18 protein-coding genes and 1 pseudogene are annotated in these 19,664 nt (G+C 67.6%); 4 read left to right on the plus strand and 15 right to left on the minus strand.

Features of this window, described 5'->3' with window-relative positions; all coding sequences use genetic code 11:
* Positions 1 to 128: 128 nt before the first annotated feature.
* The 8 genes and pseudogenes from ABD301_RS22230 to ABD301_RS22265 form a co-directional block, all read right to left on the minus strand.
* The gene (locus ABD301_RS22230) at positions 129 to 2,291 is read right to left on the minus strand and encodes a hypothetical protein (RefSeq protein ID WP_344312293.1); all 2,163 of its coding nucleotides are present in this window, start codon (positions 2,289 to 2,291) and stop codon (positions 129 to 131) included.
* 234 nt (positions 2,292 to 2,525) lie between these two features.
* Positions 2,526 to 3,926, minus strand: coding sequence for a ribosome biogenesis GTPase Der (gene der / locus ABD301_RS22235; protein WP_344312295.1), 1,401 nt, complete (start codon positions 3,924 to 3,926; stop codon positions 2,526 to 2,528).
* The gene (locus ABD301_RS22240) at positions 3,926 to 4,597 is read right to left on the minus strand and encodes a lysophospholipid acyltransferase family protein (protein WP_344312296.1); all 672 of its coding nucleotides are present in this window, start codon (positions 4,595 to 4,597) and stop codon (positions 3,926 to 3,928) included. The genes der and ABD301_RS22240 overlap by 1 nt, the downstream gene beginning before the upstream one ends.
* Positions 4,594 to 5,289, minus strand: a complete 696-nt coding sequence (cmk, locus tag ABD301_RS22245) for a (d)CMP kinase (protein ID WP_344312297.1) — start codon at positions 5,287 to 5,289, stop codon at positions 4,594 to 4,596. Before cmk ends, ABD301_RS22240 begins: the two co-directional genes overlap by 4 nt.
* 50 nt (positions 5,290 to 5,339) lie before the next feature.
* The gene (gene aroH / locus ABD301_RS22250) at positions 5,340 to 5,702 is read right to left on the minus strand and encodes a chorismate mutase (protein ID WP_163573423.1); all 363 of its coding nucleotides are present in this window, start codon (positions 5,700 to 5,702) and stop codon (positions 5,340 to 5,342) included.
* A gap of 31 nt (positions 5,703 to 5,733) precedes the next feature.
* Positions 5,734 to 6,492 (minus strand): pseudouridine synthase, encoded by a 759-nt coding sequence (locus ABD301_RS22255; RefSeq protein WP_344312300.1) that lies wholly within the window; start codon positions 6,490 to 6,492, stop codon positions 5,734 to 5,736.
* Positions 6,470 to 7,318: an SMC-Scp complex subunit ScpB gene (scpB, locus tag ABD301_RS22260; RefSeq protein ID WP_344312302.1), complete on the minus strand. Its 849-nt coding sequence runs from the start codon at positions 7,316 to 7,318 to the stop codon at positions 6,470 to 6,472. The genes ABD301_RS22255 and scpB overlap by 23 nt, the downstream gene beginning before the upstream one ends.
* A 344-nt stretch (positions 7,319 to 7,662) precedes the next feature.
* A pseudogene (locus ABD301_RS22265) lies at positions 7,663 to 8,595 on the minus strand (segregation and condensation protein A); the annotation flags it as partial.
* Positions 8,596 to 8,615: 20 nt separating this feature from the next.
* On the opposite strand from ABD301_RS22265, the gene ABD301_RS22270 reads away from it, so the two are divergent.
* The gene (locus ABD301_RS22270) at positions 8,616 to 9,455 is read left to right on the plus strand and encodes a lysophospholipid acyltransferase family protein (RefSeq protein WP_425551968.1); all 840 of its coding nucleotides are present in this window, start codon (positions 8,616 to 8,618) and stop codon (positions 9,453 to 9,455) included.
* A gap of 444 nt (positions 9,456 to 9,899) precedes the next feature.
* On the opposite strand, the gene ABD301_RS22275 is transcribed toward ABD301_RS22270, so the two are convergent.
* The 3 genes from ABD301_RS22275 to ABD301_RS22285 all read right to left on the minus strand — a co-directional run bounded on the left by ABD301_RS22275 (position 9,900) and on the right by ABD301_RS22285 (position 12,375).
* Positions 9,900 to 10,250, minus strand: a complete 351-nt coding sequence (locus ABD301_RS22275; RefSeq protein ID WP_163573425.1) for a hypothetical protein — start codon at positions 10,248 to 10,250, stop codon at positions 9,900 to 9,902.
* On the minus strand, positions 10,247 to 11,182 hold the full coding sequence (locus ABD301_RS22280) for an AAA family ATPase (RefSeq protein ID WP_163573426.1): 936 nt from the start codon (positions 11,180 to 11,182) through the stop codon (positions 10,247 to 10,249). Before ABD301_RS22280 ends, ABD301_RS22275 begins: the two co-directional genes overlap by 4 nt.
* 227 nt (positions 11,183 to 11,409) lie before the next feature.
* Positions 11,410 to 12,375: a site-specific tyrosine recombinase XerD gene (locus tag ABD301_RS22285; protein ID WP_344312305.1), complete on the minus strand. Its 966-nt coding sequence runs from the start codon at positions 12,373 to 12,375 to the stop codon at positions 11,410 to 11,412.
* Between the two features lie 166 nt (positions 12,376 to 12,541).
* Between ABD301_RS22285 and ABD301_RS22290 the strand changes: the two genes are divergently transcribed.
* The 3 genes from ABD301_RS22290 to ABD301_RS22295 all read left to right on the plus strand — a co-directional run bounded on the left by ABD301_RS22290 (position 12,542) and on the right by ABD301_RS22295 (position 14,762).
* The gene (locus ABD301_RS22290; RefSeq protein WP_344312307.1) at positions 12,542 to 14,194 is read left to right on the plus strand and encodes a tannase/feruloyl esterase family alpha/beta hydrolase; all 1,653 of its coding nucleotides are present in this window, start codon (positions 12,542 to 12,544) and stop codon (positions 14,192 to 14,194) included.
* Between the two features lie 170 nt (positions 14,195 to 14,364).
* Positions 14,365 to 14,544 carry a type II toxin-antitoxin system HicA family toxin gene (locus tag ABD301_RS42505; RefSeq protein ID WP_163573429.1) on the plus strand — a complete coding sequence of 60 codons (180 nt, stop codon included), beginning with the start codon at positions 14,365 to 14,367 and terminating at the stop codon, positions 14,542 to 14,544.
* Positions 14,514 to 14,762, plus strand: a complete 249-nt coding sequence (locus ABD301_RS22295; protein ID WP_344312308.1) for a type II toxin-antitoxin system HicB family antitoxin — start codon at positions 14,514 to 14,516, stop codon at positions 14,760 to 14,762. Before ABD301_RS42505 ends, ABD301_RS22295 begins: the two co-directional genes overlap by 31 nt.
* A gap of 132 nt (positions 14,763 to 14,894) precedes the next feature.
* Here ABD301_RS22295 and ABD301_RS22300 read toward each other — a convergent pair whose 3' ends face one another.
* The 4 genes from ABD301_RS22300 to steA form a co-directional block, all read right to left on the minus strand.
* Positions 14,895 to 15,497, minus strand: coding sequence for an NUDIX domain-containing protein (locus tag ABD301_RS22300; RefSeq protein WP_344312309.1), 603 nt, complete (start codon positions 15,495 to 15,497; stop codon positions 14,895 to 14,897).
* Position 15,498: 1 nt separating this feature from the next.
* On the minus strand, positions 15,499 to 17,250 hold the full coding sequence (gene pyrG, locus ABD301_RS22305; RefSeq protein ID WP_344312312.1) for a CTP synthase: 1,752 nt from the start codon (positions 17,248 to 17,250) through the stop codon (positions 15,499 to 15,501).
* 191 nt (positions 17,251 to 17,441) lie between these two features.
* The gene (locus tag ABD301_RS22310; RefSeq protein WP_344312313.1) at positions 17,442 to 18,356 is read right to left on the minus strand and encodes a copper transporter; all 915 of its coding nucleotides are present in this window, start codon (positions 18,354 to 18,356) and stop codon (positions 17,442 to 17,444) included.
* A complete protein-coding gene (gene steA, locus ABD301_RS22315) occupies positions 18,353 to 19,615 on the minus strand; it encodes a putative cytokinetic ring protein SteA (RefSeq protein WP_344312315.1) in 1,263 nt (420 codons plus the stop codon). The genes ABD301_RS22310 and steA overlap by 4 nt, the downstream gene beginning before the upstream one ends.
* Between the last annotated feature and the right edge of the window lie 49 nt (positions 19,616 to 19,664).

Raw genomic sequence — 19,664 nt, forward strand, 5'->3', positions numbered from 1 at the left:
ATGACGTGTGTGGTGGGCACGTGGTTGGGACGCCGAAACGGGTGATTCTGGATGTACGCGGTGACCAGGGCAAAGACCGGTCGAATGACCGCTACTGGTCACCTCTGAAGAGTGGTCACGCGGATCCGTCAAGCCAGTTGGTACGAGCGAGTGGTGACTTCGGATATCGAGCCGCCGGCCGCGTCCGTGGCGGACACCCGCAACGTCACGAAAGTGCCACTACCAACTGCTGAGTACGAGGCCGAATACTTCCCATCGCCGAGCTTTGTCACCTTCGCCGGCAGCCAGGTTTTGCCGTCATCGATGGAATAGTCGACCTTGGCGCTGGTGACCGCGGACCGCGGCGTGAGCTGCAGATGCCCGAACTGCAAGCCGATCGTCTGCCGCCCGCCGGGCACCGTACCGTGCAGGCTGAGACCGGGAATCGTGGTCGCGGTGGTCATCAACGGTTCGGTCGAACAATCGTGAGTCACCGGGTAATAGGGCAGGCACATGTATCCGTCGGGCACTCCGTCGCCCGTCTGGTGTTGGCTGTGCCAGGTCCACTCGGTGTGACTTTGGGTGGAAAGCTTGTACAGCGGCCCAACGCGACTGGCGTCCATCACCAGCCGGATCGTCGAGGCCGCCGGCCCGACCGTTATCGGTGGCACGGCCATATACTCGGCGAGATCACCGCTGGCGACCTTCGTGCCGTCCTGGTCGAGTTCGTACGTCCCGGAACCAGTGCCGACTTTGCCGGGATAGATGCCGCTGCCGACGTGACCAGATTCGTTGTCACTGAACGGATACAGGTTGAAGGTGAAGGTGTCACCGGCCCGCACCACGCCCGGCTGCACCTCCGCGTCATTGGCGGCCGGCGTGAATCGCTCCGGAGCGGCCGGATGCAGCGGATAGGTGTTCCAGTTCTCCCGCACCCACTGACCAGGCGAGTATTGCCGGGGCGCGCCGCCCTGGAAGGATTCCCAGATGTCAATACCCGCGAAATCATGGGTGCTTTTCGCCACTCCGCCACCCCATTCCAGACCAGGACCGGTGGAGACGTAGATCAGTTGGTGAGCCGGCACAGGTTGTTTGTGGTCCGGCGGAAATTCCGGGAAATCCTTCGCGAACGGGTAGGCACCAACCTCGGACTGAGCGCCGAGGCTGTCCACGTCCGAATAGAAATACGAGTCGAGTGTCGCCGTGTTCGCCGGAGTGGCCACGTAGAACTGACGCGGGATCACCCCGCTGGCCAGATACTGCAGGTGGTACTGATAAGGACCACCCGTCGCGGCACCGAACCGCCGGTACGGGTAGGTGTCCAGCTTCCCAAGGGTGACCGGGGTTTTGGTGGGAGCGACGTAAATCGGCCCTCCGGGCGTGACACCGACGTCGAGGAAGAGATCCGGCCCGGCCTGGCTGGTGCGGTGCAGGACGAAGCCACCGTCCTGCGGATCGGCCGGTCGGGGCGTGATCATGGTGACCTTGCTGGTCGCCTCGCTGGCCGCGAACGCCATCGAGGTGTTGTCCGAGACGGTGAACTGCGGCCGAGCCACCACCCGCATTCCGGTCACGTTGCCGTCCGCGTCGGTGTCCAGGAAATAGGCCACCGCCAGGTAGTTTCCGGCCGGCACGCTGAATTTCACCGAGCCGCCGGAGAAGTAGTTGATCGCGTCCTGGTCAGCACCGATCCGGACACTGTCGTCGAGGTTGTAGACGACGACCGGATCCATATTGTCCGGCTTGCCGGACGCATCCGTCCCGGTGAACGACAGCGTCTTCATCGGGAAATGCGGCCGTACGATCGGCGCGGTTTTCGTTCCGGCCAACGAAATCCGTACTGCACTGCCGAAGACACCGGTCGCCCGGCCGCCGGCGGCCCGGTCGGCCACAAACTCCTTGACCAGCGCCGCACCAAAATCCTTCGCCGACGCGGCTGTCAGGTAGCCGGTGTGCGCATCGGTCATGGTGACGCCCGGAACAACCGGCCGACTGCCCTGGTAGTCGACTGTCACCGGCACTCGCGCATCGGTTTCCGCCTTGTGCAACGCATCGATGTCGAACAGACTCAGGTCCAGCCCTCGACCCAAATACGGCAGAGCCACCGCCGGCAGTTCGTACGATTTTCCGCCCAGTGCCATCGAAACCAGCATCTGCCCCAGACCTGGAGCGGCCGCTGGCGTGACCGAACCCGATCGGCCGCCCGGCCTGGTGTGCAACTGGTCCCCGGTCGGCAACAAAATAGTGCTGCCGGTGGCCGGGGCCGTCCCGGTGGCCGCGACCGCCGGCGGCGCTCCGGCCAGACTGGCCATTATCACTGCCGCGGCAGCGAATGTCGCAACTCGCTTTGTTCTCAAAATGACGCCTCCCCGCCTGTGGTTCCTCACCTCGGAGGTGACCTTTCACAGACAGGGACGCGCTGAATGGCCGCCAGGATGCGCACCCTCTTTGGCCGGCATCGGGCATGTCGTCCTGACCTGCACAAAGACCGCAGCGGACGGCCGCTATCGGCCAGCCGGCCGTGACACCGCGAGCCGGCCAGAAGGCTATTTCTTGCGGGAGCGCTTTTCGCGTACGCGGACCGAAACGCCGACTGGGCTGCCGGTGAAGCCGAAGTCCTCGCGGAGCCGGCGCTCGATGAAGCGGCGGTAGCCGGCCTCCAGGAAGCCGGTGCTGAAGACCACGAACCGCGGTGGGCGGGTGCCGGCCTGGGTGGCGAAGAGGATCTTGGGCTGGCGGCCACCGCGGACCGGTGGCGGGGTGGCGGCCACGAGTTCGCCGAGCCACTGGTTCAGCCGGCCGGTGGGGACTCGTTGCTCCCAGCCTTCCAGTGCGGTCCGCAGCGCCGGTGCCAGTTTGTCGACGGATCGGCCGGTCAGCGCGGACACGTTGACCCGCAGCGCCCATTTGATCCGGCGCAGCTCCCAGTCGATTTCCTTTTCCAGCTTCAGCCGGCGATCCTCGTCGAGCAGGTCCCACTTGTTGAAGACCAGCACACACGCCCGGCCAGCCTCGATCACCATGGTGATGACCCGCTGGTCCTGCTCGGCGATTGACTCGGTGGCGTCGATCAGGACGACCGCCACTTCGGCCGCGTCCAGCGCCGATGCCGTACGAAGGCTGGCGTAATACTCGGTGCCGCTCGCGTGCGAGACACGGCGGCGCAGGCCCGCCGTGTCGATGAACCGCCACGACTCGCCGCCCAACTCGACCATGCTGTCGACCGGGTCCACGGTGGTGCCGGCGACCGAGTCGACCACCGAGCGGGTCTCGCCGGTGAGCCGGTTGAGCAGGCTCGACTTGCCGACATTCGGGCGGCCGACCAGCGCGACCCGGCGCGGGCCGCCGATCGGGTCACGGTCCGCCGGCGCCTCCGGCAGGATCGCCAGCACGGCGTCCAGCAGGTCGCCGGAGCCGCGGCCGTGCAGGGCGGACACCGGATAAGGCTGGCCGAGGCCGAGCGACCACAGCTCCATCGCGTCCGCCTCGACGCGCTCGTCGTCGACCTTGTTCGCGATCACCAGAACCGGCTTGCCGGAACGCTGCAGCACCTTGGCCACGGCCCGGTCTTCCACCGTGGCGCCCACCCGGGCGTCCACGACGAGGGCCACCGCGTCGGCGGTCTGCGCGGCGACCTCGGCCTGGGCGGCAATCTGGGCGGCCCGGCCGGTGGCGTCCACTTCCCAGCCGCCGGTGTCGAGCACGGTGAAGCGTCGACCGTTCCACAGAGCGTCGTACGCGACCCTGTCCCGGGTCACCCCGGGCACATCCTCCACGACCGCCTCGCGGCGGCCGATGATGCGGTTGACCAGCGTCGACTTGCCGACGTTCGGTCGGCCAACGACAGCCAGCACGGGTTGCGTGGTGACGTCGTCGACCCACTCGGGCTCGTCGGCCGGCAGCGCGCCGACCTCGTCCAGGAATCCTTCGTTCTCGGTCGAGCTCATCATTGTCCCTGGATCTCCTGAGCCCGTTCGAGGTGTTCTATGAGTGCCTGCCGAATGGTGTCAGACACCGCGGCGACGCGTTTGCGGGTGGCCGCGGCCGGCGCGTCCACCGGGCGCAGCGGCGCACCGAAATAGACCGTGACCGGCCGGCGCGGCTTGGGCAGTTTGGCATCCCTCGGCCAGGCCTGCTCGGCGCCGGCGATCGCGACTGGTACGACCGGAGCGCCCGATCGCAACGCGAGCCACGCGATGCCGCGCTCGAACTCGGCGAAGCCGCCGCCTTGGCGGCCCCGGCTGCCCTCCGGGAAGATTCCCACGACCTGACCGGAATGCAGCGCGTTCAAGGCCGTCAGCAGGGCCGTACGGTCAGGGGTCCCGCGCTTGACCGGCACCTGGCCGAGCTGGCGCAGCGCCCAACCGATCACGCCGTCGAACATCTCGGCCTTGATCAGGAAGGTCACCGGCCGCGGCGACACTCCGAACAGCACCGGCCCGTCCAGGAAGGAAGTGTGGTTGGCGGCCAACAGCAGGCCACCTTCGGCCGGTACGTTCTCGTCGCCGGCTACTCGCAGCCGCAAATAGCCTGGCAGCAAGGCCCGCCGGCCGACCGTACGCACGGCGGCCACGAACCGGGGATGCTCGAGGCCAGCGCCTTCGGCCTCGACCTTCACCTGGACACCGGGCCGAACGCCCCCACATGGACGGCATGCACCAACTGGTCGACGACCTCGTCGATGCCCAGCTCGGTGCTGTCCAGCACCAAAACGCCCTCGTCGGCGGCGGACAGGAAGCTGCTCGTACGCGAGTCCAACTCGTCGCGGCGACGCATCGCGCGCTGCTGCTCGGCCGCGTTGGTGCCGGTCTCGCCGCCGCGCCGGGCGGCCCGCGCCGCCGCGCTCGCGGTGAGCAGCACCCGTACGTCCGCGTCCGGCGCGACCACGGTGGTGATGTCCCGGCCTTCGATCACGATGCCGCCGGTGGCCGCGATCGCGCGCTGCTGGGCGATCATGACGGTCCGCACGCCAGGGACCGAGCTCACCGCGCTGACCGCGCCAGTGACCTGCTCGGTGCGGATCTGTCGGTCGACCGACTCGCCGTTCAGCCTTACGCCGGGCTGCGCCGGATCAGTACCCATCTGAAGATCCACCCCATAAAGCACAGAGAGGACCCCGTCGGTGTCGCTGGGATCCACTCCGGCACGGAGAACGGCCAGCGTGACGGCCCTGTACATGGCACCGGTGTCCAGGTAGCGCGCGCCCAGGGCGGCGGCCAGCCGGCGCGACACAGTCGACTTACCGGAGCCCGAAGGACCGTCGACCGCGACCACACCGGTGAACGGGACGAAACCTTCGGATGTCGACACGACCCTATTGTGCCCGTCCACGGGGTGAACCGGCATGACGTGAGTCTCGGTCATTGTGGCAAATCCCGTCGCAGGGCCGCGGCTCCGCGCAGATAGACGTGATGCAGCTCGGCTCGCGGTTTCGCCGACTCGATGTGCGCCATCAGCCGCAGCACCCGCGGCATCGACCCGGGCACCGGGATTTCGGTGGTGCACAACAGGGGCACGTCGTGGAAGCCGAGCTGCCGTGCCGCGTACGCGGGGAACTCGGCGTCCAGGTCGGTGGTCGCCGTGAAGATCACGCTGATGAGGTCGTCGGTGGTCAGCTCGTTGCGGCCCATCACCGCTTCGATCAGCTCGGTGGTGCCGTCCAGGATCTGCTGACGCTCGTTGGCGTCCACCTGGATCGCGCCACGCACTGCCCGTACCGCCACCTGATCTCCCTCTCCCGTGGAAAAACCCAGCCTAAAGATCGACGACCTTGTAAAGCTCGGCGACCTCGCTCGACGTGAGGCGGCGCACCGTGCCGGGCCGCTGATGGCCGAGCCGGACCGCGCCGTACTGCGTACGGACCAGCCGGCTCACCGGATGCCCGACCTCTTCCAGCAGCCGCCTGACGACGTGTTTGCGGCCCTCGTGCAGCACGATCTCCAACACCGCCCGGGCGCCGAGCGTGTCGGTGATCCGCACCTTATGGACCTTCACCGGGCCGTCTTCGAGCTCCACCCCGGACATCAGTCGGCGTAGCGTGGCCGGCTTCACCGGGCCGGGCACCTCGGCCATATAGGTCTTTTCCACCTCGTACGACGGGTGCGTCAGCCGGTGCGCGAGCTCACCGTCGTTCATCATCAGCAGCAGGCCCTCGCTGTCGGCGTCCAGCCGGCCGACGTGGAAGAGCCGCTCCGGCCGCTCGGCGACGTAGTCGTACACCGTCGGGCGGTTCCGGTCGTCGGACATCGTCGACAGCACGCCCCGCGGTTTGTTCAGCGCGAGGTGCACGACCTTGTCGTCCAGCATGACCCGCTTGTCGTCCACGTGGATGGTGACCTTCTGCGGGTCGACGCGGGAACCGAGCCGGCTGACCACCTTGCCGTCCACCTTCACCCTGCCGTCCGCGATCAGGTCCTCGCAGGCCCGCCGGGAGCCGACACCGGCCGCGGCCAGCACCTTCTGCAGCCGGTCCCCGCGCTCGTCGGGAACATCAGGCTGTTGCGGAGTCGGCACCAAACACCTCATCTAAATCGGCCATGTCCGGCAGCAGAGGCGCCAGTGCAGGCAGTTCGTCCAAGCCGTTCAGGCCCAGCTTTTCCAGGAACAGTGGAGTCGTCACGTAGAGGTGAGCGCCGCTCTCGGGCTCCTCGCCGGCCTCTTGTACCAGCCCACGGGCCACCAGCGTACGCATCACGCTGTCGACCCCCACACCCCGGATCGCCGAGATGCGTGACCGGCTGACCGGCTGTTTGTACGCGACGACCGCCAACGTCTCCAGCGCCGCCTGGGTGAGCCGCGCCTGCTGTCCATCGGTAATGAACCGTTCGACGTACGCGGCGTATTCCTCGCGCGTGTAGAGACGCCAGCCACCGGCGGCCCGACGCAGGTCGAATCCGCGGCCCTGCTCGGTGTATTCGGCCGACAGCTCGGTCAGCGCGGCCGCCACCTGCTCGGTGGGGCATTCGACGATCTGCGCCAGGATCAGCTCACTGACCGGCTCGTCGACGACCAGCAGGACCGCCTCCAGCGCCGACTTCAACGGCGCACCCGGCGCCGACACCATCACCTCGGTGACCTCGCCAGGCTTGGTTGCCGCCTGCTCACCATCCGGCAGCTCGCCGTCCGCTACGGCAGGCACGTCGTCAACCGCCTCGGCCTCGACGGAGTCAGGTACGTCGTCGACCGCGTCGGCTTGGACGAAGTCGGCTACGTCGTCAACCGGCTCGGCTTGCCCAGTGGGAACTTCGGGCGTACCACCATCCACAGTGGACACTGGTGGCTCGGCGGCCGTTTTGGCGGCGTCCGCTGGATTCCCGGTCGGTTCCGGTGGCTGGGTCACGGCTGCTCTTCCTCTGCGGCGAACTCTGTTGCGGACTCTGTTGCTGACTCTGTTGTGGACACGCCGGCCCGCGCGCCCGGGTTTGCGGTTGGTACGAGCGAATCCTGGTCCGCGGTTGTCTCGGCCATCGGCTCTGGCGCAGCTTGACCTATGGAGGCCGGTACGTCAGGCCCCGGCTCAGCCGTCGCCTCCGCAACGCCCAGCGCGGCCGTCGCCTCCGCGGAAGACGGCTCAGCTGTCGTCTCCGCAGCGGACTGCTCAGCTGTCCCGTCCGCGACGCCCGGCTCAGCGACCGATCCCTCGACAGGCAGCTCCGCCACCGTCTCCTCGGCGGGCGTGCCGGCGTACTCGTCCACCTCGACGGCGATGTCCTCGTCGCCGGCGGTCCACCGTACGTGCAGCTCGCCGAGTGCCTGCACCTGGTCGAAGGCGACCGCGCCCTCCCGATAGAGCTCCAGCAGCGCGAGGAACCTGGCGATCACCTCCAGCGTGGTCTCGCAGTCCGAGCACAGGTTCCGGAAGGTCGAGCTGCCGACCCGGCGGAGCCGGTCGGACACGATCGCGGCGTGCTCGCGGACGCTGACCCGCTGGGAGTGGATGTGCTCGGTCGACACCATCGGCGTCGGTTTCGGGGTGAGAGCTTTGGCCGCCAGCAGCGCGAACGCCTCCGGTCCGATCGCCAGCAGCACCTCCGGCATCATCTCGGCGAACCGCGGTTCCAGCTTCACCGCCCGGCCCCACCGCCGGTGGCCGGCCGCCTCCAGCCGGCCGAACAGCGCAGCGACCTCCTTGTACGCCTTGTACTGCAGCAATCGCGCGAAAAGCAGGTCCCGCGCCTCCAACAGCGCGAGGTCCTCCTCGTCCTCGACCTCGGCGGCCGGCAGCAGCCGGGCCGCCTTCAGGTCCAGCAGAGTCGCCGCGATCACCAGAAACTCGGTGGCTTCCTCCAGCTCCCAGGCCGTACCCAGCGCCCGGATGTGCGCGATGAACTCGTCGGTGACCCGGGACAGCGCCACCTCTGTCACGTCCATCTGATGCTTGCCGATCAGCTGGAGCAGCAAGTCGAACGGACCGGTGAAGTTGTCCAGGTGGACCTGGAAACCGCCGCCCTCAGTGTCGCCGGAGCCATCGGCCGTACCCGCCTCGGACGCGTCCACCGAAGCCGCACTTGCCTCAACGGCATCCGACTCAGCGCTCGCCTCGGCGGCCTCCGCCGGGTGCCCGGCAGCGGCCGCGGCGGTGGCGGCGAGCTCGGCGCCCGGTACTGAGCTGGACATTCCTACGACGGTAGCGCAGCGTGCGCCAAGCGCAGCGGAACACTCCCCCGCTCGGGACGCCAGTCGGTCCGGACCGCAAATGTGTTGCTCACTTCACCACCCATCACACCCGTCCCGCGCTGTACGGTCGTCATGCCGCCGCGACGACTTGGGAGGATCCCCTGCGCATCACCGACCTCGTGTTCCCGGCTCTGCGCTACAGCCTGGGCACCGGGATGCGTGCTGCGTTCCGGCCACAGGTGCAGGGCAAGGAGAACATCCCGACCACCGGTGCGGCGATCATCGCCAGCAACCATCTCGCCTTCCTCGACTCCTTCTTCCTGCCGCTGGTTTCGCCGCGAGCGATCCACTTCCTGGCCAAGGCGGAGTATTTCAACGGCAAAGGCATCAAAGGACGGGCGATGGCCGGCTTCTTCACCGGTGTCGGTGCGATTCCGGTGGACCGAGCCGGCGGCCGGGCCGCGATCGCCGCGCTGAACGCCGGCCTGGACGTACTCAAGGACGGCGAACTCTTCGGCATCTACCCCGAGGGCACCCGGTCACCGGACGGTCGGCTCTACAAAGGACGGACCGGCGTCGCGCATCTCGCGTTGCAGACCGGCGTACCAGTCATCCCCGCCTGTGTCGTGGACACGAACAAAGTCCAGCCAGACAAGGACAAACCGCTCCGGCTGCGGCCGGTGAAGGTCACCATCAAATTCGGTGAACCGCTGGACTTCAGCAAATACCAGGACATGCCGTCCAACCGCCACGTCATCCGCGCCATCACCGACGAAGTCGTCGACGCGATCCGAGCCCTCTCCGGCCAGGAATACGTCGACCGCTACGCGTCCACCCCGGCGCCCCTCACCAAGAAGTAGCCCATTGGCCGCGGTGCCTCAGTGACAGCAAAACCGTTCAACTGGACGCCGAGTGATGCGCTTTCTGTGGCACTCGCCGAACGCCACACTCTTGGTGCCACTGGGCAACCCCATGTCTCATCGAGTGCGGGACATTGTGCCGCACTCAACGACCAGGACCAGCTTCCAAGATCAACACCAGCCAGCAACGAGCCACTCCAGCACGTACAGCCCCAACAGCCCCAGAAACCTCAAGAAACGCAAAAAAAATCGTCTACGCGCGTCCTCAAACCCACCCCCCACCCGATCTGGGTGGGGGCCAATTTATACAGGGGGGGTACGACAGTTTCGCGCCGTAGCGGGTATCGGTGGAAACCAGGGCTGGCGCGTCGCGGCCAAAGCAGAGCAGCCAAAAGCAGAGCAGCCAAAGTAGAGCTGCGAAGCAGGACACGGAGCGTGGAGAGGTCAGTCCTCGTTGAGGAGGCGTTGGACGAGCGGTGAGTCGTCGCCGAACTCGTCCAGCGAGGTCAGCGCCAGCGCGATGGCGTGTCGTACGATCCGACCGCGATCGACGGCGAGGCCGTGCTCTCGGCGCAGCGTCAGCCGGGCCGACTCCAGCGCGAGCAGTTCCTCCGCTGACACGTACACGGTGATCTTCTCGTCGTGCCGTTCCCGGCCAGTGCCGCGGCGGGCTTGCCGCCGGGTCGGCAACGGCGAGACGTTGTCGGGTTTCTCGTCGGAATCGGGGAAAGCCGGCCGCTGCTGCGTGCTGCGGAACAGCTCCGCGGCGCCGGGCAGGCTGGCCCGGCGGCTCATCGGGCGATCACTTCGCGGGCTAAAGCACGGTATGCCCGTGCCCCCGTGGAACTTGGTGCGAACGAGGTGATCGGCTCGCCCGCCACCGTGGTCTCCGGGAACCGCACTGTTCGCGAGATCACTGTGTCGTACACCTTCTCTCCAAATGCTTCTACCACCCGACCCAGCACCTGGCGCGCGTGCACTGTCCGCGCGTCATACATGGTCGCCAGGATTCCGTCCAGTTCGAGCGCCGGGTTCAGCCGGTCCTTGACCTTCTCGATGGTGTCGATCAGCAGTGCGACCCCGCGCAGGCTGAAGAACTCGCATTCCAGCGGGATCAGCACGCCGTGCGCCGCGGTCAGCGCGTTGATCGTGAGCAGACCGAGCGAAGGCTGGCAGTCGATGAGGATGTAGTCGTAGTCCTCGACGGCCGACCGCAGCACCCGCGCGAGCGTCATCTCCCGGGCGACCTCGCCGACCAGCTGTACCTCGCCGGCCGACAGGTCGATGTTGCTAGGCACCAGGTCCAGACCGTCCACACTGGTCTTGACCTTCACGTCGTCGAGGCTGACCTCGCGCTGCATCAGCAGGTTGTAGACGGTCAGCTCCATGTCGTGGGTGCTGACACCGAGCCCGACCGACAGGGCGCCCTGCGGGTCGAAGTCGACCAGCAGCACCTTGCGGCCGTACTCGGCCAGCGCGGCGCCCATGTTGATGGTCGTCGTGGTTTTGCCGACGCCACCCTTCTGGTTGCACAGCGCGATGATCCGGGCAGGACCGTGCCGTACGAGCGGCGGCGGCTCCGGGATCACCCGGACCGGCCGACCGGTCGGACCCACCTTGGCGTTGCGCCCATACAGCGGCTGTTCGGTCTCGGGTGAGTCCGACGCATCCGGCCGCTGCGGAGGCTCCATCCCCATCGATGGATCTGGGAAAGCATGTCTTGACATGACCCGCCGTCCTTCACAAGACGCGTCCCGTTAAGGCCTACATTCTGGCGTTCACCGCGACGAAGTCGGGGGAAGTGCGGCGACATGTCGACTCTAAGGCCGCCAGCACCGCCGGCCGGGGATGGCTCGCGGCGTGTCGGGAACGGCCTTCGAACATGTGGACGGACAATCGGACGTCGGGTCGTAAACAGGCCATTTATCACGAAAAACTGTGACAGACAACCTCGTTAATCCCGCGCTCTGGGATGGGCTGTGGCATACACCTCACGCAATCTGTCCACCGTTATCAAGGTGTAGACCTGCGTTGTCGTCACCGACGCGTGTCCCAACAGCTCCTGCACCACTCGTACGTCCGCGCCGCCGTCCAGCAGGTGGGTGGCGAACGAGTGCCGGAGGGTGTGCGGCGACACCGGTACGTCCAGCTGCGCCTTCTGGGCGGCCGCCCGCAGGATCGTCCACGCGCTCTGCCGGGACAGCGGCCCGCCGCGCCCGTTCAGGAAAAGCTTGGGGGTGCCGCGGCCGGCCTGCGCGAGGGCGGGCCGCGCTCGTACGAGGTAGTCGTCGACGGCCCGCAGCGCATACGACCCGACCGGCACGATCCGCGTCTTGCCGCCCTTGCCATGCAACACCACCGACCCGCTGCGCGGCTGCCCCTGCGTCGCCGGCTCCACCACCAGGTCATCGATCGCGAGCCCCACCGCCTCGGAAATCCGCGCGCCGGTCCCGTACAAGACCTCCAGCAGCGCTCGATCCCGGATCGACCGCGGATGATCGCCACTGCTGGAAGCCGCGAGCAGCAGCTCCACATCGGACAGCGGGATCGCCTTGGGCAGCCGCCGCGGCGGCGCCGGCGGGTGTACGTCCCGGGCCGGATCGTCGGCGGTCAGACCCTCCCGATGCGCGAACCGATGCAGTCCCCGCACCGCGATCACCGCCCGCGCCGCCGACGCCGACGACAGCGGCTGATGCTCTTCGTCGCCTTCCCGGAGCTGGGCCAGGAACTCGCTGACATGCCCGCCACTGACGTCCGCCAGCGACGAGACCCCCGCCGCTTCCAGGGCTTGGAGGTAGCGGCCGAGATCGCGCCGGTACGAACTGAGGGTGTTCGCGGCGAGGCCCCGCTCGACCGCCAGATGGTCGAGATAGCCGCGCACGGCCCGCTCGGCGTCCGTGACCGCCGCCGCTGGGGTCATGCCACCCCTCCGACTCCTGATGTCCCCCGACCTGACCGGCAGCATAGCGACCCGGTACGACTCTCCCCGTACGCCCGACAAAACGAGGCCCATCTCCGCGCTTGAACACCCAACTTCTGGGCATAGGGTGATCTCCGATCCAGTCAACTGCCCAGAGGAGGCCGCGGTGCGGGGAAGACTGCAGGATGTGGGCTGGCGCCGGGTGGTCGCGCTCGCCGTCGGCCTGGTGACCACGGTGGCGATCAGCGCCGCGCCAGCCAGCGGCGCCCTCGCGCCGGCCGGATCGTCAGCCGTTTCACCGAAAATCGCCTGCGGCGCACTGCCCGGCGTCGACTTCCGGCACCTCCCGGGCGCGGCGACCACGGTGTCGTCCGCGGTGGTGGCCACCGCGGCGCAGGGGTACGAATACTGCGACGTGAGGGGCGTGATCGCGCCGCACATCACCTTCGAGATCCAGCTGCCGACCAAGACCTGGACGCAGCGGTATATGCAGACCGGGTGCGGCGGCCTGTGCGGCGCGGTCGGCATCGGGGTCATCGCCGCGGACGGCTGCGCGCCGGTCAACAACGGTGAGTACGTGATGGCCTCCGACGACACCGGACACACCGGCGTCACCAACACGGACGGCAGTTGGGCCGCCAACAACCCGCAGGCCAAGATCGACTTCGGCTTCCGGTCCGAGCATGTGATGTCCGTGGTGGCCAAGCGAGTCATCAAAACTTTCTACGGCCAGGGGCCAAAATACTCGTACTTCGACAGCTGCTCCAACGGTGGCCGGCAGGCCCTGGTGGAGGCACAGCGGTTCCCGTACGACTTCAACGGCATCATCGCCGGCGCCCCGGCGAACATCTGGTCGGGCCTGGTCGGCGAGGCCGCGCCGTACGTGGCGCTCGCCAACCGGGACGCCAATGGCAAGCAGATCCTCGGACAGGAGAAACTGGCGCCGCTGCACAAGGCGGTGCTGGCCGCCTGCGACGCGCTCGACGGGCTGGTCGACGGCCAGATCAGCGACCCTCGCGACTGCCACTTCCACCCGGCCACGGTGGCCTGCCCGACCGGCGTCGATCGGGTCGACTGCCTCACCCCAGCGCAGGTCAGCACGGTCACGAAGTTCTACGACGGGGTACGTGACCCGCGCGGTGTCCGGCTCTACCCCGGCGCCCTGGAGCCCGGCTCCGAGCTCGCGTGGCTCGGCTGGGAAGTCGCGGTGCCAGGTGTCATCGACCCGGCGCTGGCGTACCAGTTCGGCGAGAACTACCTGAAATACATGGCATACCTGAAGAACCCACCAGCCTCTTTTACGTTGAAGGACACCACTTTCGACGACCGGTCATTCACCGCACAGCAGCCGTTGAACCAGATTTACGCGGCCCAGAGTCCCGACCTGTCGGCTTTCCGTAACGCCGGCGGCAAACTCATCGTGTGGCACGGCTGGGCCGACTCGGCGATCCCGCCGCAGGGCACCCTCGCGTACCGGCAGGCGGTCGAGGACCGGATGGGCGGATACGCTGCCGTGCAACGATTTTCCCGACTGTTCATGCTTCCGCAGGTCGCCCACTGCGGTGGCGGCGACGCCCCGGACGCAATCAACCTGGTCGACCCGATCGTCTCGTGGGTCGAGCACGGCGTCGCCCCGACCGAGGTGACCGCGACCATGCGCAACGGCAACACGGTCGTACGCACAAGGCCGATCTACAACTACCCAGTGGAAACGCAGTACAACGGCGACGGCGACATCAACAGCGCCGCCAACTTCCACCCGGTGGTGCCGAGCCACCGACCGAACGACCACATCGCCTGGCTCGGCTCTTTCCACTAACCCCGCGAAATTCTCACGCCTCACCGGCTGTCGGCGACCCGACAGTCGGTGAGGCTCATTTTTGTCGGTGGCCCTTCCTAGCGTCCTCGGCATGCGAACAACACCGCGCGTCCCGAAGATCCTGCCCGTCCCGAAGGGCAGGTGGCACAGTGCCCAGGAAGGTCCGTGAGATGATCAAGCTGATCGAAGCCGACGGCTGGTATCTGGCCAGAACAAAAGGAAGTCACCGGCAGTTCAGACACGCGGACAAGGCCGGCTGCACGACCATCGCGGGGAAACCGAGTGACACATTGCACCCGGACGTCGAGAGGAGCATCCTATGTCAAGCAGGCTTGAAAAGGAGGCTTTGATGAGCGGATATGTCGTCATTGTGCTACGCGACGACGCCGGTGGCTACGGCGCTTGGAGCCCGGATCTGCTCGGCTGCGTCGCCGCATCCCGTGACTACGAAGAGTGCGTACGGCTGATGGGCGAAGCCATCGCCATCCATTTGGACGGCATGCGCGAGGACGGCGATCCCATTCCTGAACCAACGGCGGTCGGCGCGCTGCTGATGCCCGCAGCCTGACTTTCCCCCAACCGTTGCCGCGACCACGTTTACCGTCGCCGCCTAGAGCTGAGGCTGGCCCGCCGTACGCGAAAGCGTGGCGAGGCCAGCCCTTTCGGTATTAGTTGAGGACGAACGAGGCGAAACGCTGGATCAGCGGCCAGGCCGGTCCGACCAGGGAGCGTCGGCGGGACGCAGGCCCGAGTAGCCGGTGTCGCGGGCGCGGGCCGCGGCGAGGATGCCGATGCAGGCGGCGGCGTTGCGTACTTCTCCTGAGAAAACCCAGGAAACAGCCTCGTCCAGCGGCACTCGCTGAACCGTCATCAGGGCTTCCTCGCCAACCCGGTCGAATTTCTCACCGGTGGCCGCCAAATCTCGGGCCAGGAAAAGCCGGATCGCCTCGTTGCTGCAGCCGGGCGTGGTGAGCACGTCGGCCAGTACGTCCCAGCGGCCGGCTTTGAGGTCAGCCTCCTCGGCCAACTCGCGGGCAGCGGTCTGGACGGCTGGCTCGCCGTCGACGTCCAGCAGGCCGGCGGGCAGCTCCCAGAGGTCCTGGCGTACGGGATGGCGATATTGCCGGACCAGCACGACCCGGTCCTGCTCGTCGACGGCGACCGCACCGACGGCACCCAGGTGGACCATGTAGTCGCGCCGGTGGGTGTCGCCGGCCGGCATCACCACCTCGTCACTGACCACCGTCATGATCGGGCCGCGGAACTGCTCCTGGCTGGAGACGACCGAGAAAACGTCCGCCACGTCAGCTCACCGAGCCGGCGTGCGAGTGGTTGCGGGTGCGCAGGTCCGACTCGGGCTTGGCCGGCGGGTCGACTAACTCGACCGGCAACCGGGCCGCCTCCGAGTAATCCACCGCGGCCGCGACGAACGCCCGGAACAGCGGATGCGACCGGGTCGGCCGGGACTTGAACTCCGGGTGCGCCTGGGTGCCCACGAAGAACGGGTGTACGTCCCTGGGCAGCTCGCCGAACTCGACCAGTCGGCCGTCCGGCGACAGCCCGGAGAACACCATCCCGGCCGCGGTCAGCCGGTCGCGGTAGGCGTTGTTGACCTCGTACCGGTGCCGATGTCGCTCGGAGACGGTCGTCGTCTCGTACGCCTGCGCCGTGATGCTGCCGGGCAGCAGCTCGGCCGGGTACGCGCCGAGACGCATCGTGCCGCCCATGTCCCGCTCGCCCGCGACGACGTCTTCCTGGTCGGCCATGGTGGCGATCACCGGGTGCGCCGCGGTCGGGTCGAACTCGGCCGAGTTGGCGCCGTCCAGGCCGGCGAGGCCGCGGGCCACCTCGATCACCATGCACTGCAGGCCAAGACACAACCCGAGCACCGGGATGTTGGCCCGCCGGGCGTGCGCGATCGCACCCACCTTGCCTTCGATGCCCCGGACGCCGAAACCGCCGGGGATCAGTACGCCGTCCACGCCGGCGAGCGCGGCAGCCGCGCCGGACGCGCTCTGGCAGTCATCGGAACCGACCCAGCGGATGTCCACCCGCGCGTGGTTGGCGAAGCCGCCGGCCCGGAGCGCCTCGGTCACTGACAGGTAGGCGTCCGGCAGGTCGACATACTTCCCGACCAGCGCCACCGTCACCGTCTGCTGGGGCTTATGGACCCGTTGCAGCAAGTCATCCCAGCGGGTCCAGTCGACATCACGAAAGGGCAGGCCGAGCCGGCGTACGACGTACGCGTCGAGGCCTTCGGCGTGCAGCACCTTGGGGATGTCGTAGATGCTCGGGGCGTCCGGCGCGGACACCACCGCGTCCGCGTCCACGTCACACATCAGCGAGATCTTGCGCTTCAGGGAGTTGGGGATCTCCCGGTCCGAGCGGCACACGATCGCGTCCGGCTGGATGCCGATGCTGCGCAGCGCCGCCACCGAGTGCTGCGTCGGCTTGGTCTTCAGCTCCCCGCTGGGCGCCAGATACGGCAGCAGCGAGACATGCAGGAAGAAGACGTTGTCCCGGCCGACATCGTGGCGTACCTGCCGGATCGACTCCAGGAACGGCAGCGACTCGATGTCGCCGACCGTGCCGCCGACCTCGGTGATCACCACGTCCGGGCGCTCGGGGTCGCGGGTGGCCATCGCCCGGACCCGCTCCTTGATCTCGTTGGTGATGTGCGGGATGACCTGGACCGTGTCGCCCAGGTATTCGCCGCGGCGCTCCTTCGCGATCACCTGGCTGTAGACCTGGCCGGTGGTGACGTTGGCCGAGCCGTGCAGGTTGGTGTCCAGGAACCGCTCGTAATGCCCGATGTCCAGGTCGGTCTCGGCGCCGTCCTCGGTGACGAAGACCTCGCCATGCTGGAACGGGTTCATCGTGCCGGGGTCGACGTTCAGGTACGGGTCGAGTTTCTGCATCACCACGCGCAGACCGCGGGCGGTGAGCAGATTGCCCAGACTGGAGGCGGTGAGACCCTTACCCAGCGAGGATGCGACCCCACCGGTCACGAAAACGTGTTTGGTCGGTTGATCTTTTGTCCAAGAGGACAGGGCCACGTGAGGCTCCCCGTGATCGAGGGCGGGTCCGATGACCCGCACGTCCACGGGAGTTCACCGTAACACCCGGCTGGCTACCGGCGCTTGCCAGAGTGCCCCGAGACACCCTGGCGTGTCGCTCTCTCGCTCGCCGAATGTAACGAAACAGCGCGGATTTGTCCGTTTTGCGCGCCGTTTCGTTACATTCGGCATCAGGCGGGGAGGGCGGAGGTGGCACCGGGAGCGGTGCCGTAGTGGCCGGTCTTGTGGTTGAACTGCTCGGCGACGGCCAGCGCGGTGGCGACCTGGCTCTCGGCCGTACTCACACCGTCGACAGTCGACAGGGTGGCCGCGAGGGCTTTGTCGGCTCGTACGGCCGCCACGACATTGCCGGTGCCGACGGTGGTGGTGCCGGCGAGTACGGCCGCGCCGAACGCCGACCGGAACTGCCGTACGAGCGTCAGCACGCCAGCGTTCTTCTTCGTCGCGTCCTGACCCTCGGCCGGCTTGCCGGCCACGATCACCACGGCCTGCGCCGCGTTCACCGCGGCCGCGTCGGCGGTCAGCAACTTCAACTGGCCGTAGCCGGCAAGGATCGCGGTCCGGTTAGCGTCGTTGACGTTTTCCTTGCCGTCAGCGAAAACCCGCGCGATCAGAGCCGCCGAGGTCTCCGCGCCGTTGGAGTTGTTCGGCAGGCCCTTCACGGTCAGTGGCAGCAACCGCTGGGCGAGGTCCACCTCGTCGTTGTTGCGGGTCGGGTCGACGAACGCGTCGGTGAAGGCGATGTCCCCGGACACGGTCGCGCCGGCGGCGGTCAGCATCTTGGCCACCGCGGCCCGGTCGGCGGCGGTGGCGCCGGGCGCGCCGACCACCAACACGCTGTGGCCGGTCAGCTTCTTGCCGACCAGTGTTGGCGCGATCTGCTGGACGAACTTGTCCCGCCCGCTGGCCTGTTGCTGCAGCTCACCGACCTGGGACCGAAGGCCCTGGTTGCTCTGCCGCAGGTTGGCGCCCTGGGCGTTGCCGGCCCACGAGCCGTTCAACGCGAACGTACCCAGCAGCAACCCGGCGGCGACCGCGAGCAGCACGGACATGACCGAGACGATGTGATAGCGGAAATTGATCACGAGATCAGCCTTTGCAGGGCGAAGACGACGTTCTCCCAGTTTTCGGCGAGCAGTTGCAGCCATCCCTGGCCGACCGTCGAGACGGCGACCGCGCCGGCCATCGCGAGCACGGTGAGCACCGCGAGCAACGCGATCGAGCGGCCGGAGATTGTCTGCCGGTAAAGCTGCGCGACTCCCTTGGCGTCCACCATTTTGGTGCCGACCCGCAGCCGGGTCAGGAAACCGGACGCCATCCCGGAGCGGCCCTGGTCGAGGAACTCCCCCAGGTTGGACTGCATGCCGACCGTGACGATCAGCGACGCGCCCCGCTCGTCCGCGAGCAACAACGCGATGTCCTCGCTGGTGGCGGCGGCCGGGAAGGTCACCGCGTCGATGCCAAGATCCTGCGCTCGCGACAGGCCCGGAGCGCGCCCGTCCGGATACGCCTGTACGACGACTTCCGCGCCACATCGCAGCGCCTCGTCCCCGACCGCGTCCATATCGCCGACGATCAGGTCCGGCGCGTACCCGGCCTCGATGAGGGCGTCGGCGCCACTGTCGACGCCAATCAGCACCGGCTTGCGCTCCCGGATGTACGGCCCGAGGGCCGCCAGGTCCTCGCGATACCGGTAGCCGCGTACGACCACCAGGCAGTGCCGGCCCTCGATCGGCGTACGGACCAGGGGAATGCCCACCCCGTCCAGCAGCAACTCCTGCTCAGAGCGCAAATACTCGGTGGCGTTGGCGGCGAATGCCTCCAGCTGCACCGAAAGCCCGTCGCGGGCCGCCAGCATCGCCGCGGCCACCGTCTCCAGGTCCTGCACCTGGCCGCTGGCGATCACCTCGTCGCCCAGCCACACCTGAGACCCGTCGACCCGGACGGCCTGGCCGTCCCGCAGCCGCTCGAAGACCTCTTCGCCCACCTGGTCAAGCAGCGGGATGCCGGCGTTCACGATCACCCGCGGCCCAAGATTGGGATATCGCCCGGAAATACTCGGCGCCACATTGACCACCGCGAACACCCCCGCGGCCACGATCGCCTCGGCGGCCACCTGATCCAGGTCGACATGGTCGATAATCGCCACATCACCGCGAGCCAACCGCGGAATCAACCGCTTCGTCCGCCGATCAAGCCGCGCGATGCCGGTGACACCGGACTGCAACCCGTGTTTCCTGCGCAGGGCGGCCATCCGCATCGGCACCCCTCCTCCCACCCAGTCGCTCGCCATCATGACACCGGCATCGGTCATTTCGGTCGTACGACACACTGGTCGCCCCACCGACAACAGGTCCGTTGCCGAGCGCGGGACAAAACCCCACACTCAACGT

This window comes from Fodinicola feengrottensis, assembly GCF_039530045.1.
In the GTDB taxonomy this organism is placed as follows: Bacteria; Actinomycetota; Actinomycetes; order Mycobacteriales; family HKI-0501; genus Fodinicola; species Fodinicola feengrottensis.